This is a genomic window from Streptomyces sp. CA-249302, assembly GCF_050936785.1.
In the GTDB taxonomy this organism is placed as follows: Bacteria; Actinomycetota; Actinomycetes; order Streptomycetales; family Streptomycetaceae; genus Streptomyces.
Genome location: NZ_JBNJMG010000001.1, coordinates 6864670 through 6877714 on the forward strand (window position 1 = coordinate 6864670; position 13045 = coordinate 6877714).

The 13045-nt window shown below is 71.6% G+C and carries 16 protein-coding genes; 1 reads left to right on the forward strand and 15 read right to left on the reverse strand.

Annotation, left to right across the window (positions count from 1 at the left end; all coding sequences use genetic code 11):
* Window positions 1–71: 71 nt before the first annotated feature.
* The 11 genes from ACQEWB_RS31080 to ACQEWB_RS31130 all read right to left on the reverse strand — a co-directional run bounded on the left by ACQEWB_RS31080 (window position 72) and on the right by ACQEWB_RS31130 (window position 8366).
* Entirely contained in the window at window positions 72–293 is a 222-nt protein-coding gene (locus tag ACQEWB_RS31080) for a hypothetical protein (RefSeq protein WP_432844109.1), read from the reverse strand.
* A gap of 91 nt (window positions 294–384) precedes the next feature.
* Window positions 385–735, reverse strand: a complete 351-nt coding sequence (locus ACQEWB_RS31085; RefSeq protein ID WP_432836773.1) for a hypothetical protein — start codon at window positions 733–735, stop codon at window positions 385–387.
* Window positions 732–1133, reverse strand: a complete 402-nt coding sequence (locus ACQEWB_RS31090) for a hypothetical protein (protein WP_432836775.1) — start codon at window positions 1131–1133, stop codon at window positions 732–734. Before ACQEWB_RS31090 ends, ACQEWB_RS31085 begins: the two co-directional genes overlap by 4 nt.
* A 519-nt stretch (window positions 1134–1652) precedes the next feature.
* Window positions 1653–2459 (reverse strand): DUF317 domain-containing protein, encoded by an 807-nt coding sequence (locus ACQEWB_RS31095; RefSeq protein WP_432836777.1) that lies wholly within the window; start codon window positions 2457–2459, stop codon window positions 1653–1655.
* Between the two features lie 46 nt (window positions 2460–2505).
* Window positions 2506–3246 carry a glycosyltransferase family 2 protein gene (locus tag ACQEWB_RS31100; RefSeq protein ID WP_432836779.1) on the reverse strand — a complete coding sequence of 247 codons (741 nt, stop codon included), beginning with the start codon at window positions 3244–3246 and terminating at the stop codon, window positions 2506–2508.
* A gap of 79 nt (window positions 3247–3325) precedes the next feature.
* Window positions 3326–4042, reverse strand: coding sequence for a hypothetical protein (locus ACQEWB_RS31105; protein WP_432836781.1), 717 nt, complete (start codon window positions 4040–4042; stop codon window positions 3326–3328).
* 473 nt (window positions 4043–4515) lie between these two features.
* Window positions 4516–5034, reverse strand: coding sequence for a hypothetical protein (locus ACQEWB_RS31110; RefSeq protein WP_432836783.1), 519 nt, complete (start codon window positions 5032–5034; stop codon window positions 4516–4518).
* A 14-nt stretch (window positions 5035–5048) separates the two neighbouring features.
* Complete coding sequence (locus ACQEWB_RS31115; RefSeq protein WP_432836785.1) at window positions 5049–5972, reverse strand: hypothetical protein; 924 nt, start codon at window positions 5970–5972, stop codon at window positions 5049–5051.
* 165 nt (window positions 5973–6137) lie between these two features.
* The gene (locus ACQEWB_RS31120) at window positions 6138–6830 is read right to left on the reverse strand and encodes a hypothetical protein (RefSeq protein ID WP_432836787.1); all 693 of its coding nucleotides are present in this window, start codon (window positions 6828–6830) and stop codon (window positions 6138–6140) included.
* A complete protein-coding gene (locus ACQEWB_RS31125) occupies window positions 6733–7506 on the reverse strand; it encodes a hypothetical protein (protein ID WP_432836789.1) in 774 nt (257 codons plus the stop codon). Before ACQEWB_RS31125 ends, ACQEWB_RS31120 begins: the two co-directional genes overlap by 98 nt.
* Before the next feature lie 92 nt (window positions 7507–7598).
* Window positions 7599–8366 (reverse strand): hypothetical protein, encoded by a 768-nt coding sequence (locus ACQEWB_RS31130; protein ID WP_432836791.1) that lies wholly within the window; start codon window positions 8364–8366, stop codon window positions 7599–7601.
* 163 nt (window positions 8367–8529) lie between these two features.
* Here ACQEWB_RS31130 and ACQEWB_RS31135 point away from each other — a divergent pair, with 163 nt between their 5' ends.
* Complete coding sequence (locus tag ACQEWB_RS31135; protein WP_432836793.1) at window positions 8530–8964, forward strand: hypothetical protein; 435 nt, start codon at window positions 8530–8532, stop codon at window positions 8962–8964.
* Here ACQEWB_RS31135 and ACQEWB_RS31140 read toward each other — a convergent pair.
* The 4 genes from ACQEWB_RS31140 to ACQEWB_RS31155 form a co-directional block, all read right to left on the reverse strand.
* Window positions 8893–10407, reverse strand: a complete 1515-nt coding sequence (locus tag ACQEWB_RS31140; protein ID WP_432836794.1) for an ATP-binding protein — start codon at window positions 10405–10407, stop codon at window positions 8893–8895. The two genes, ACQEWB_RS31135 and ACQEWB_RS31140, sit on opposite strands and share 72 nt — an antisense overlap.
* A 45-nt stretch (window positions 10408–10452) precedes the next feature.
* The gene (locus tag ACQEWB_RS31145; protein ID WP_432836796.1) at window positions 10453–10992 is read right to left on the reverse strand and encodes a hypothetical protein; all 540 of its coding nucleotides are present in this window, start codon (window positions 10990–10992) and stop codon (window positions 10453–10455) included.
* 23 nt (window positions 10993–11015) lie between these two features.
* Entirely contained in the window at window positions 11016–11480 is a 465-nt protein-coding gene (locus ACQEWB_RS31150) for a DUF6238 family protein (RefSeq protein ID WP_432836798.1), read from the reverse strand.
* 61 nt (window positions 11481–11541) lie between these two features.
* Entirely contained in the window at window positions 11542–13014 is a 1473-nt protein-coding gene (locus ACQEWB_RS31155; RefSeq protein ID WP_432836800.1) for an SCO6880 family protein, read from the reverse strand.
* Window positions 13015–13045: the final 31 nt, after the last annotated feature.

Consider the following 13045-nt stretch of genomic DNA (forward strand, 5'->3'; position numbering starts at 1 on the left):
TCCGCTCTCGGAGCGGATCACGGACTGTGCCGACATCAGCGACCGGGCAGGCCGGGGCGTACCGTCGGCGCTCACCGGCCGACCGAGGGCTCGGTCCAGGGGCACGGGATGGCCGGCGACGAGCAGCTCGCCGGCGGCCGAGCAGGCCCGTGCGTCCGCTCCGTACCGGGTTCCGTCGCCCGGCAGGCGCAGCCTGGCGTCTCTTCGAAGCCGTCCTGGAGCAGGATCCGCCGGGCGGCGGCGTTGTAGCCGGTGGTGGTGATCTCGCCGGTGATGGTGTGCCGGATCGTCATGAACGGCTCTGCTGGTGCTTCGGGCAAGGCGGGTCTCCTATCGGTGGCGGCGGAGGAAGTCAGGGCGGAGGGCTTCGTGTCGAATCGGCGGTTAGCGCCGTTGCCGCCGCGGGGTGCCAACGGGTGCTGACTGTGCGGTCATGGCGGTCTTCGTGCGGCGTGGCGCCGATGGCGCGGACGCGGCGGGCGGGACGGCGCGCAGATCGGGGTCGAGGTCGACGCTGTAGCGGGCGGCGGCGAGCATCTCCGCGGCCCAGGTGGCGTGTTCGTTCTCCCAGGTGCGGCCCAGGTCGAACGGCAGCCGGATCCAGACGCCGCGCAAGGTGGGGTAGGTGTCGAATCCGGCGCGCTTGAGGACGCTCGCGGCGAAGCCGTCGACCGGGCCCTCGACGTCGACTTCGTCGCCCTGGCCGCGGGTGATGCGGATCGGCTCGTCGCTCATCGGCTCCGTCCCTTCCCGGCTGCTTGGGCACGCCCGCCCACCGGTACGGCGCCGGGCTGGGGCAGAAACTCGGGGAGCGCGGTGGTCGGGGCGCCGCGTTGCTGCGGGGAGCGGGTGGCGGCTGCCTGCGCGATGCGGTTGCGGCGCTCCATCAGCCCGTTGCGCACGGTCGGCCGAGGCGGGGAGGCGCTGCGGCCGGGGCCGAGGCTGTAGTCGGCGTGGACTTCGTAGCCGTGGCGTCGAAGGTCGTGAACGGCCTGGCGTGCGCGGCGGATCCCATCCTGCTCGGGGTTGGTGAGCCGGTACAGGCCCGGGGTGTCGGGTACGGGCTCGAACTGCTCGCGCACGAGGAACCAGTTGGCGAGGTGTGCGGGGATGTTGGCTGTAGCGGCGGCCACGAATCCGTAGTCGGGGTGGGCGCCGAGCCGGAAGTGGTCGGACAGAGAGGAATCCTTTCTGGAGCGGTCAGCGGTGCGCTGCCGCGGTGCGGGGCGCAGGCGGCGGGACGGTGCGGGCGGTGAGCAGCCGTGGGCTGGGAGCGGACAGAGCCGCCGGCCCGCCCGGTACGGCCGCGCGGACCTGGCGCTCGAACGCCTCGCTCTCGGCGAGCCAGGTCTCGACGGCCGGCAGGACGGCGAGGCCCCGAGGGTGGCGCAGCGTTCCTGGGCGCGGTGCACCAGAGCGCTCGCGGTGCGCCGGGCGGCCTCCGCGTCGGCGAGCGAGGCGGTGTACGCGCCGTTGGACAGGCGGCTGAACCCGGCAGCTTCGAGGGGTTGGCCTGTTCGTAGTTTTCACCGGAGGCGATGGCGACGAGGCCGAGCGTCCGACTGGTGCTGAGGGTGATCGCAGTGGAGGGGGTGGGCGTCAAGGTCCTGGTGGGTCAAGCCCGCAGGCGACGTCGTCCATGCGGACGGGGCTCAGCGGGTCTTCGGGGCGCGCTTGGGCTCGGGGCTGCGCGCCGGGCCGGCGGGTGACGGCCGCGCCGCGGGAGGCCGAGCCGACGGAACGGGTGTGATGGTCACCAGGGGCACGACGGCCTTGGGGAACGGGAACGACGTGGAGCGCAGGATGGGCCGGGGATCGAGGGTCTTGGCGACGACGGCATGCATGAGGAAGTCGGGCGCCATCTGCGTGAACGAGATGTCCCACAGGTGACCGAGGTCGTCCGGGGAGGCGGCCACGTGCCAGGCGATGGAGGCGTCGCCGTGGATGGGCGGCGCCGATGAGCCCGGCGGCCGACCGATCACGGCTGCCTGCCCGTCGCGGGAGATAAACCCGGAGAGTCCGGAAGCCTCGAAGTGGTTCCAGGCGTCGATGTCGACCAGCAGCTCGAACTGGCCGGGCTCGGCGCCGATTCCGTAGACGACGTGATCCGGGTCGGCTTCCAGTTCGGCGGCCAGGGTGCCGAGGAGCGTGGAGACGAACTCGACCGGCACGGCGCCGCTGACGCTCGTGCGCCATCGCTCGGACGCGTCCTCCTCGCTACGGCCCGAGACCACCAGGTGGGGGCCTCGGCCCACGGCCGTCTGGTCGTGGCGGATGGTGATGCGCCGGCAGGGACTGGTCACGGTCAATGACGAGTTGTCCGTCTGCGCACTCCACCCTGTCTCTTCGGCGAAGACGTCCAGGAAGCCGTGGTGGGTGGTGGGCAGGCTGGCGGCCAGGTAGCGGGGAGAGATGAGGACCTTCTGCGGGGCGTGGTCCTGAGCGGGGGTGTCGGGCATAGGTGCCTTTGGTGGGTAGGAGTGGGGCGGGGGGGGGAGGGCCGTCTCAACTACGCGCGGCGGAAGCGGCTTCGCGTAGCGGCGAGGACGCGGCGCGCAGGCTGACACCAAATCGGTGGGCGAAGGTCCGCGCCCTGGCCTCCAGCTGGTCGTATGAGTCCTGCGCGGTCATCTGCCCGGCGTGCTTGCGGTACCGGTAGACCGGGACGGGCAGCACGATGCCCGGGGCGAGGCAGGTGACCGCGAGGGTGCAGTAGTCCTCGCCCTGGATGAGCCCGCCCATGGGGGCCGCGCGCACCAGGTCGGTGCGGGCGAGGAGGGTGGTCGGGCCGAGCGGGATGGTGTCGGCGGGGTCCTTCCAGTACCGCCACACGTCCCCGGCCTCGTGCCGGCCCGGCGGAGTCGGGGGCCGCCACAGGGTCGTGGTCCCGTCGGGGTGGAGGTCCTGGCTGTATCCGGCGCACCAGCCCACCCCGGTTTCCTCCAGGGCGCGCAGCCGCAGCGCCATGGCCCGGTCAGTGAACTCGTCATCATCGTCGGCCCAGTTGAGGTACTCGGTGCGGACTTCGGTGAGCGCGAAGTTGCGGGCGCAGGCCGCGCCGACCGGGCCCGGCAGGGCGAGGATGCGCACGCGCGGGTCGGCGGCGAGGGCGCTGGGCAGCCGGGCGGGGTCGGCTCCGTCGAGGGCGACGACGGCCTCCCACGGCACGCTCTGGCGGCACAGGCTGGCGTGCATGGCGGCAAGGAACGCGAGGCGATCCGGGCGGAGCTGGGTGGCGATGACCACGGTGATCTTTGGGCGGGAGTGCGGGGACAGCGGGTTCTCCGGGCGGGATGGCGGTCGGGGACGGTGCGGGGAGCCGGTGCTAGCGGCGGGCGGTCTTTCGGGGCGTCGGCGCCGGCGCGGACGCGGTCGTGGTCAGGCGCGGGGCGGTGCGCGGCGCAACGATCGGAGCCGACGTGTCCGGGTGCCACGCGCTCGGATTCGTCGTGACTTGGCTGCACGGGTCGGTGTCCCACGCGACGACGGGACCGCGGTCGTACGTCTGCAGGGCGATCACCTCGATGCCGTGCGGGTGCAGGACGTACGCCCACTCCAGTTCGTCGGTGCCGTCCTGCGTGATCAGCTCACGCTTGGCGGGGCTGGCGTCCGCATTGATCACGTCGGTGATCTGACGGCTCGGGTACTCGTCGCCGCCGGTCAGGGAGCGGCGCAGGGTGGCGGGAGCGCCCTCGAGGAGGTCGGTGCCCAGCTCGTCCCAGCCGTGTTCCACGTCGTCGATCAAGTGGCGGGCCATGGCTTCCAGGTCGCCGGCGAACCGGTGCTGGTAGGCGGCCAGGAGCAGCGGGAGCTTGTTGTCAGGGTAGCCGTCGAAGTGGACGTACATGCCGGCGTAACCGTCGGCGGTGGGGCGGGCGATGACAGAGCGGGTGGACAGGTCGGTCTCCTGAAATGGGGTGGTCAGTGCGCGCGGGGGCGCGTTGGCGCTGACGCGATGGGCGACGGGGTGGGGCCGGGTGTCGCCGTGCGCGCGGTGGTCCTTGGCGGGATGCTGGCCGGGATCGGCCGGTCGGGCGCCCACAGGCTGGCGGTGTCGCGGAACCGCGCGCGGGGGTCGGTGCCCCACGCGACGACCGGGCCGCGTGCCGCGCCGGGCGCGCTGATCACTTCGATCCCTTGAGGGTGGAGGACGTAGCCCCAGCTCAGCTGGGACGCCGTTCGCTCGGTCCAGGTGAACGGGGGCAACGTCGGGTGAGCCGGGTACCGGCGGCCGGGTTCGTTACGCCCGCCGACCAGATGCTCGCGCAGCGCATCGGGCGCACCGTCCAGGAGGTCGGTGCCCAGGACGGACCAGCCCTCCGGCGCCTCGTCGATGAGGTACGCGGTCAGGGCGTCGGTGTCCCCGGCGAAGCGATGCTGGTGTGCGGCGAGAAGCAGGGGCAGGTGATGGCTGGGGTAGCCGTCCCAGTGGACGTAACTGCCGGCGTAACCGTCGGCGGTGGGGCGGGCGATGACAGAACGAGTGGACAGAGGATCTTCCTGTCGTGGGCGGGGTCAGCGGGCGGATCGGCGCGCGGGCGAAGTCGGTGCGACAGGAGCCGCCGGTACGGCCCGCGGGGGTTGCACGGATGCCGACAGGTTCGGGCGCCGATAGACGCTGGCCAGGTGGTCCTCGGTCAAGTAGGCGAGCCGGTCACCGAGTGCGGACAGGTCCTCGGCGTGCTGGCGGTAGCGCGCTGCGATGCCTGGTTCCTGGTTGTGCTCGCACCATTCGGCCGCGGTCTCCAGAAACGTGTGCAGCTCACCGAGGCCACTGTGTCCGTCGCCGAGGACGGCCTGTGCAACGGTGTTCAACTCGGCTGCTGTGCGTACCCGGTAGAGCTGACGGGTCCAGGCGGTGATGCTCTGACCAGCCTCTTCGTCGGGGAGTGATGCGCTGAGCTCCTGTGCGTCGTGGGCGGCCCATCGATGCAGGTCGTCGGCGGTCGGCCGGTCGACCCGATGGGCCGTGATCTGCTCGGTGGTGCGGCCGACGTTGTCGTACAGCTCGAAGTCGGGGTGTGGCAGGGACAAGGGACTCCTCTCGGCTACGCGCGGTCCGTCGAGGCGGAGCCGACGGGCGGGCCGGAGGCGTCGGTGCGGGCGCACGTGTAGCCGATCAGGCGGGACGGGGCGGCCTTCGTCGACACGGTGGCGGCGTCGGCGCAGACGAACGTGTACGTCACCGACGTGCGCGGGATGCCGTGGAGCCAGGCGTTGTCGTCCTTGTCGGGGTTGATCTGCAGCCCGGAGTGCGCGACGGCGTCGGTCTGTGTGTGGGTGTGGGCGAACAGCACCAGTGCATCGCCGTCGCTGGTCTTCAGCGCGTAGGCGTCCTTGAAACGGTTGGTGCCACCGGCGAAGACGGTGGTGCCCAGCTTCCCGAACTTGCGGGTGGTTTCGTCGTGGACCTTGATCTGCTGCTTGCTGGCCTTGGTCGGGGCGAAGACCTTGGTGCCGGTGTTCGTCCCGCCGGTTGCGAAGTTGTCGATCACCGCGGTGCGCAGCACGTCGGCGTCGGCCGCGAGCTGCTTGTTGCCGGTGGCGGCGACCGCGGTGGCGTAGCCGTCCTTGTCGAGGGCGACGTCTGGCAGCGTCGTGCTGTCGAGGTCGACGACGGAGACCAGCTCCCACCGCTTGTCCTTCGGCTGCTCGGCGAAGACGGCGATGCGGCTCGGCTGCTTGCCCTTCTCGCCCGAGAGCGCGGCGGCGAACCAGCGGTCCTGGCTGGCGGCGAAGCGCGGGATGTACAGCTTGGCGGTGGAGGTGTCGTACGACCAGGGCTTGTACGGCTTGCGGTCGGCCTTGGGCAGGCCCTCGGTCTCGGTGTAGTCGGAGACGGACATCGCGTAGAGCGGGCCGTCCTCGACGGTGTCGAGCAGGGTCCGGTCGCGCTGTGCGTTGGCCTCGTTGTTGATCTTCGAGTAGTTGGTGATGACGGCGCGGGCCTGCGCGTCACTGAGCGCGGGCACCGGCTTCGGCGCGGCGGGTGTGGTGGCGTTCTTCTTCGTGGACGGGGCGTCGTCGCTGCTGCAGGCGGTGGCGGCGACGGTGAGCAGCGCGGCAGAGACGAGCAGGGGAAGGGCGCGGCGGGCGGTGCGGATGGGTGTGCTCCAGGGGCTTGGTTGGGGTAGGGATCAACGGCTGCGGGAAGTAGCGGGGCTGGCCGGGGTGGGAGGGATGGCGCTGGTCGTGCTGGGGCTGCGGTTCGGTGTCGGCGCAGCGGCGAGCCGGTCGGCCTGCTGATGGAGTCGGCCGCCGGCTTTGTTCAGCCGATCGCGGGTGCTGTCGATCCGCGCGTGCAGCAGGGCCCGGGTGGACTCGATCTCCGTAGTGCGCTGCGTCGAGCGGGGCGCGGCGGCGAGCTGGTGGAGGGCGCCGGCGTGGGCGACGGCGTCGCCGAGGTCGGCTATGGCGTGCCCCAGGGCGCCGACTGTGAGCGTGAGTTGGGCGACCGTGCGGCGAATGATGTCGGTTTCGGGGGCGCGTCCGCGTCGTACGGTGCGCGCGGCGAAGGCTGCTGCGGTGGTGACGTGGGTGATCAGCCCGGTGACGTCGCGGACGCGGTCGTCGAGTTCATCGAGGTTGTCGACGGCGGAGTGCACCGAGTCGGTGAGCGGCAGCTCGTCGGCCGCGTTGTGGATGCGCTCGGCCAGCGAGTGCAGCTGACTGACCTGGTCGTAGGGGAAGGGCAGGTGGGCTCCTGGAAGTGTGCGGCGGGTGACGGCGCGGTCAGCGGGTTCGGGTGCCTGGACGTCCGGGTATCGGTACGGCAGGAGCAGGTGTCCCTGCGGGCGGAGACATCTGTGCTCTCGCGGTAGACGCCCCACGCTGTGGTGCGCGGCGGTTGGGGGCTTCGCGCGGGAGTTGGGTTCTCGGCGCTGCGTTGGGAGCGCCGATAGTGTGCGTGCCGCCGAGGAGGGAGGGGGTGCCGTCGAGTTCGTCGAGCCACTTGAGGAGCTTGGGCAGGTTCTTGTCGGGCCCGTACGCGAGGTAGGTGCCGTCGGCGCTGTCGCAGCCGAACCACTCGGCGATCTTCAGACGGGACCGGGAGTTGACGCGGCCCATGTGCACGCCCTTGCCGCGGACCTTCGCCTCGCGGGCCAGCCGTTCGGCGACCGGGCCGAGTTTCCATTCGGTCGATCCGGCCAGGAACAGGACGTCGAAGCTTTCCCAGGGCAGCAGCCCGGGTTGATCACAGCCGTCCTGCGCCGCGAAGGCCGCGGGGACGCCCAGCTCACGAATGCGGGCCAGCCACGGCAGCGACTCGGTGAGGGTGCTGGCGGCGTCGAACGGCTGGTCCGGGGCGAGAGCCCACAGACAGCGATCCGGCCCGTACCTCTCGACGGTCCGGGACAGCCAGGCGAACCACGCCTCGGCGCCGGGCCAGTAGCGGCCTTTGCCGTCACTGCCGAACTTGGAATTGTCGCAGGCGTACAGGGCGCCCTCGGGGATGCGGCTGCCTTGCGCCGGGGTGGTCATACAGCCGATGCGTCCCGCGCTCATGGCCGCCCGTATGTCAGGCCCCGAGGGAGTACCGAGGTAGCGCACGGTGCACCTCCCCGGCGCCGCCGCAGACCGTCCGGGCGACGGCGCGGTCAGCGGTGATGGCTGCGGACTGCCGTGGGCAGCGCGGGCGGCAGCACGGCGGGCGTGGCCGGTGCGGCGTGGCGCAGGTTCACGCCGATTCCCCGCTGTGCGAGATGGCGGGCCACCGCCTGGACCCGCAGGGCACGGCCGTCCTCGCCGTATGCGGTGGGCAGCAGGAAGGCTGCCTGGTGCGGGTGGTACTGGAAGCCGTGGGCGTACAGTGCCATCCGCGCCTCTTCCGGCACGCTCGTGTACGGCGCCCCCAGTACCCCGTCGTCATACCAGGTCAGCGTGACCACCTGTGCGACCTGCGGCGGAGCCTGCCGGTGTGGGGGCTCCGGCTGCTCGGCGGCGTTGCGGCGTACCGCCTGGAGAGCCTGCTCGTAGCGAGGTAGGGCCCTGCGGACGATGAGGGCTGCGGCACGCGCGGGATCATCGGGGATGACGATGCCGTGCGGCTCGTCGACGCCGTCGAAGTGATGCGCCTGGAGGGCGTCGTCGTCTGGCTCGAGCGGGGCGACGACGAACTGGTGCGAGGAGCGCGGCCGGTCGGAGAGGTAGAGGTGCTGCTGATCCGGACCGTGCAGGACGGCCTCGTGCCCGAGTACGAATTCGGTGGCGACGTAGCCGACGTGGCCGGCGTCCCAGAGCTGTTCGGACACGGTGAACTGGTCGGAGTAGGCGAGGTGACGGTGGTATTCGCTGGTCCAGACGCCGGGCAGGCGGTCGGCCAGGGCGGTGGCGAAGGTGTCCAGGTCGGTGCGTGCTGAGGGCATGGGCTCCCTACGGAGTGGTGAGGTGGTCCTATCGGCCACGCGCCACGCGGGCGGGCGGCGCGCTCGTGGGCGCCGGAGCGGGCACGGCTCGTGTCCGGGGTGCCCGCAGGGAAGGGGCCGGGGAGGCTGCCACTTCCCGGTACGCGCGGATGACTTCTCTGAGGTGGTCGACGGCATCGGCCCGGCGTGCGGCGAGAATGTCGATCTGTGTGCCGCTGTTCTGCAGGACGCCGAGGGAATTGATCGACGTATTCCCGGAGGCGGCGCGTGTCAGAGTGGAAGCCGCGCTCTGAGCGGCGCCGGCGAACTGCTCGTGCACGTGGTCCAGATGGCGCGCGGCCGTGTGGACCAGGTCGGCGAGGACCAGTTCGGGACCGTCATCGTGAAGGCGGCCGAGGTCTTGAGGCGAGGCGCCGAGGGTTTCGTGCACCATCCGGGTGCCGGGACCGGCGGAAGGTGGAAGGCTGGCTGGATTCTCGATGGGGACGTCCACGGGTTCGGGGGCGGTCGGCACGTCTCGACCGGATCAATGCATACGGGCATCCGTGTCGAACAGTGCCAATTCGTGTGCGTGCAGAAGATGTTGAACGATGAATGATCTTCCGGCGACCTTCCACAGGCCCCGTCCGCGGTTGAGGTGGGAGATGGCGTCCGTTTCCACGGACGTGAGTCCCAGCAATGCTGCTGCGGCGTGGAGTTGGTCGGTTTCCTGCCGGTAGATGATGCGGGTGGAGCAGTCGGCGAGCAGGCCCTCGGCCAAGGCGCGTCCGCGGGATCCGGCGTCGCCGGCGGTGAGCAGATCGCTGAGCCGGTGGATGACCATGAGGTTGGCGATGCCCAGGCCGCGGCTGAGCTTCCACTGGGACTGCATTCTCGCGAGCAGGCCGGGGTGGCGCATCAGACGCCATGCCTCGTCGTAGACGATCCAGCGCCGGCCGCCGTTCGGGTCGGACAGCGCGGATTCCATCCACGCGGAGGCGCAGGTCATGGCGAGAACGAGGGCGGTGTCGTCGCCGGATCCGCCCAGGCGGGACAGGTCGATGGTCAGCATGGGCGAGTTGGGGTCGAAGGCCACGGTGCTGGGGGCGTCGAACATGCCGGCGAGGTCGCCGTGGACCAGGCGGCGCATGGCGTGGGCCAGGTCGCGGGAAGCGTCGCCGAGGCGGCCGGACATGACGCCGCCGACCCGGTCGAGTTCGTCGGGGTTGTTGAGGGTGGCGGCGATGTCGCCGAGGAGCGGGGTGCGTCCGTTCGCGGAGGCGCGGGTGACGACGGCGTCCAGGGCGACGTCGAGTCCGGTGTGTTCCATCGGCAGCAGGTCCCGTCCGAGGACGGTGCGGGCCAGGGAGCCGAGCAGTAGCAGACGGCGCTTGCGGATCTCGCCTGCCCAGTCGGTCTCGGAGACGCTGTTGGGGCGCGGCGCTGCGTCCAGCGGGTTGAGTTTGCCGGGCAGGCCCGGTCCGAGGGCGATGGAGGTGCCGCTCAACGCCTGTGCCACGGGGGTCCATTCGCCTTTCGGGTCACACGGGACGTAGACCCGGTAGCCGAAGGCGATGGACCGCAGCGCGAAGCTCTTGGCGAGCGCCGACTTGCCCTGCCCGATGACCCCGGCCAGCAGGACGTTGGGGTTGGTGAAGCCTTCGATGCGGCCGTACAGCGCGAACGGGTCGAAGCAGAAGGACGCCTCAGCGTGGACGTCGCGGCCGATGTAGATGCCCTCGGCGCCCAGTCCGCCCTCGGCGAGAAACGGGTACGCCCCACTCGCGGTGGCGGTGGTCATGCGGTGGGCAGGCAGCTTGATCTTGTTGTTGCGCGAGGACGCGGGACCGGGGCGTCCGGCCGGTGGGAAGAGCGGCGTCGGCATCTCGTGCTCGGCTGCGCCGGAGCTGCTGGTGTGGGCGGCTGCTTCGGTGCGGGCCTTCGCGGCGGCCTCGGCGAGCTGTCGGCGGGCCGCCTTGCGCGAGGCGCGGTCGGTGCCGTGTGGGGTGAACAGGGGGCTGGCGCTGGCTCTGCGGGCGCGGCGCGCGGGCCGGTGACTCATGGCGGGGCGGCTTTCACGGGGTGGCGGTCTGGACGCGGTGCGGGTTCAGACGACCGGTGAGGCGGTGAACAGAATCGGAGCCCGGTAGCTCTTGCCGTCGCCGGACCAGTCCAGCTGGATGTAGCCGTCGGCGAGGTAGTGGCCGGAGCTGGCCGTGTGCTTGAGGGTTCCGGTCGAGTAGGAGCCGTTGCCGTTGCTGCTGCTGTGTTCGAGCGCGTGCTCCAGTCCGGTGTAGGCGGCGGACTTCACGACCGGGTCGGTGCCGCTGACGCTCTTCTTGGTCTGGAGCTGGAACTTGGCCTTGTTGAAGGTCAGGGTGCTGCGGTTCTTGGCCGTGTACGGGCCGTCCCAGTAGACGGTGGCGGTGGTGTAGATGGCACCGCCGGATCGCATGGCGCACAGCGTGACGTCGAAGTCCCAGTTGTCGGAGTCGGGGCCGTTGTACGACGGGTCGTCAACGGTGTAGCTGCTGGTCGTGCAGTGATAGCTGGCGGCGGAGGCCGGTGCGGCGGTGGCCAGGGCGGCGGTGCCGGCGAGCGTGGCGACGATGACGGCGGCGGAGGTGGAGCGCTTGAGCTTGCGCATGCAGGGCCTTTCGGTGGTGGGGGTCACTGGGCGCAGGTAGTGATGCGACTGGGCGCCGGGGTATTGAGGTCGGCCGGGGTGGTCTTGCGCCGTACGACGTGGCCGGCGGCGAGATGGCGCTGGCAGATGGTCAGGACGGGCGGCCCCTCGGGGAGGCGCTCGGGGTGGCATTCGGAGCCGGACTCGTCGGCAACGGGGAGAAGGTGGAAGGCGTCGTGGACGGCGGCGGTGGCCTGCCACAGCCGGGTGTGGGCGGTGGCGAGCTGTCGGCCGGCGGCGGGATGCGGGGGCCGGGTGGTGTCGGCGAGCTGGTCGAGCAACTGGTGCAGGGCGGTGAGGTGGGCGTGCAGTACGTCGAGATGTGCACGGTCCGCGGGAGCGGCGGGCTTCTCGGCGCGGGGGGCGAGGGTGCGCGCGTGGTGGCGGATGCCGGCGCTGGCGGCCCGCAGGTACGGGTACGCGTCACCGACGGGGATGGCAGAGGTCAAAGGGGAAGGGTTCCTTCCTGCCGCGGCGGCAGGACGTCGTCGGTCGGCCGGGTGCGGGGGGTTACAGGGCGGTGCGGGCGAGCGGGAGGGCGCCGAGCGTGAATGCGTCGGGCTGCTGGAAGTTCAGGCGCCGCAGGTCGACCTGGGCGGTGACGGCGGCGGTCTCGATCTGCGCGCAGGCGGCGTCGAGGAGGGCGTCCGTCTCGGCGGACACGGTGAGCAGTCCGGTCAGGGCGACGTCGGCGTGCCCGGCGATCAGCTGCCGCTCGCGGGTCTTGACGTCCGCGTACTCGACGCTGTCGGCCTCGGAGTCGACCTGCCCGCGCCGCGACCGCTCGTTCGCATCGGCGATGATCGCCGCCTTCTTGCGCTGCACGTCGCGCATCGCGGACTCGAGCCCCTGGGGCACGTATATAAGGGAGAGGGTGCGGCGGACCCCGGCGGTGAACATCAGCCCGTGCAGGAAGCCGGCGCTCGTTTCGGTGCGGGGCCAGTCCTCGACCCAGTAGGTGGCGTGCCGGGCGGAGTCGGTGGCGAGCCGGTCGTACTCCTCGACCTGGACCACCGGGCCGGCGGCGGCCGGGTCGGCCTCGGCGCGCCCGGACTCCGACCACTGCTGGAGTGCGGAGAGGGCCTTGGGATCGTAGGCGGTGCGGATGACGGCGGCGATCTCGCGCGCCGAGAGCCAGCCGGTCACCATCAGTCCGGCGCTGCGCGCGGCCTGCGCGATGGAGGACGTGGTCTGCTCCATGACGGTGAAGGCGCCAGGCAGCCCGCCACCGGCCTGGCTGATCAGGCGCTTGGCGGCCTTCAGGTCGAGGTTGATGGCCAGGTATGCCTCGTGCGGTGCGGCGGCCGGTCCGGCGGAGGCGACCAGTTCGCTGTAGACCTGCCCGGCTACCGGCGTCTCGGGATGGCCCTGCTGGCTCCAGTGCCGGGCGAGGGTGTCGCCGCTGTCGGGGACGGTGCGCTCCAGGACCTGCACGGTGGCCACGTGTCCGGTCCGGGCGATGCCGGCCAGGGCCCGGCCCCACCCGGCGACGTTGTGGTTCTGGGTCGCGGGATCCAGCAGGGCGAAGGCTCGGCTGGACACGCGGGCAATGGCGGTCAGGGTCTGCTGGTGCGGGTCGTGGACGGCGGCGGCGCCGTTAGCGGAGTCGCCGGGGGTGACCACCCGCAGCGAGGCGGCGGTGCCGGGCAGGTGCAGGACGCCGTCCCGGCGGGGGCGGGTGACGGGCCGGGCGAGCCACAGGGTCTGTCCGGTGCGGCGCCGTCGCGCGAAGCGCAGGACGATCGGCGCCCAGTCGATCAGGGAGCGGCCGTGCCGGCGGATGGCGACCAGGGCGGCGACCACGGCCCACAGCGGCGTCAGGGCGATGGCGCCGAGCAGCCCGGTGGACACCACCGTGCCCAACAGGAGCGCCAACGCGCAGGACACCAAGACGAGTTGCGGCAGAGACAGGCCGAGCAGGATGCCGCGCCGGGAGCGGTGGGGGAATTTGACCGTGAGCGGTTGGACGGTGAGATCAGACAAGGGCCGTTCCGGGTGTGCGCGGGGCGGTGGC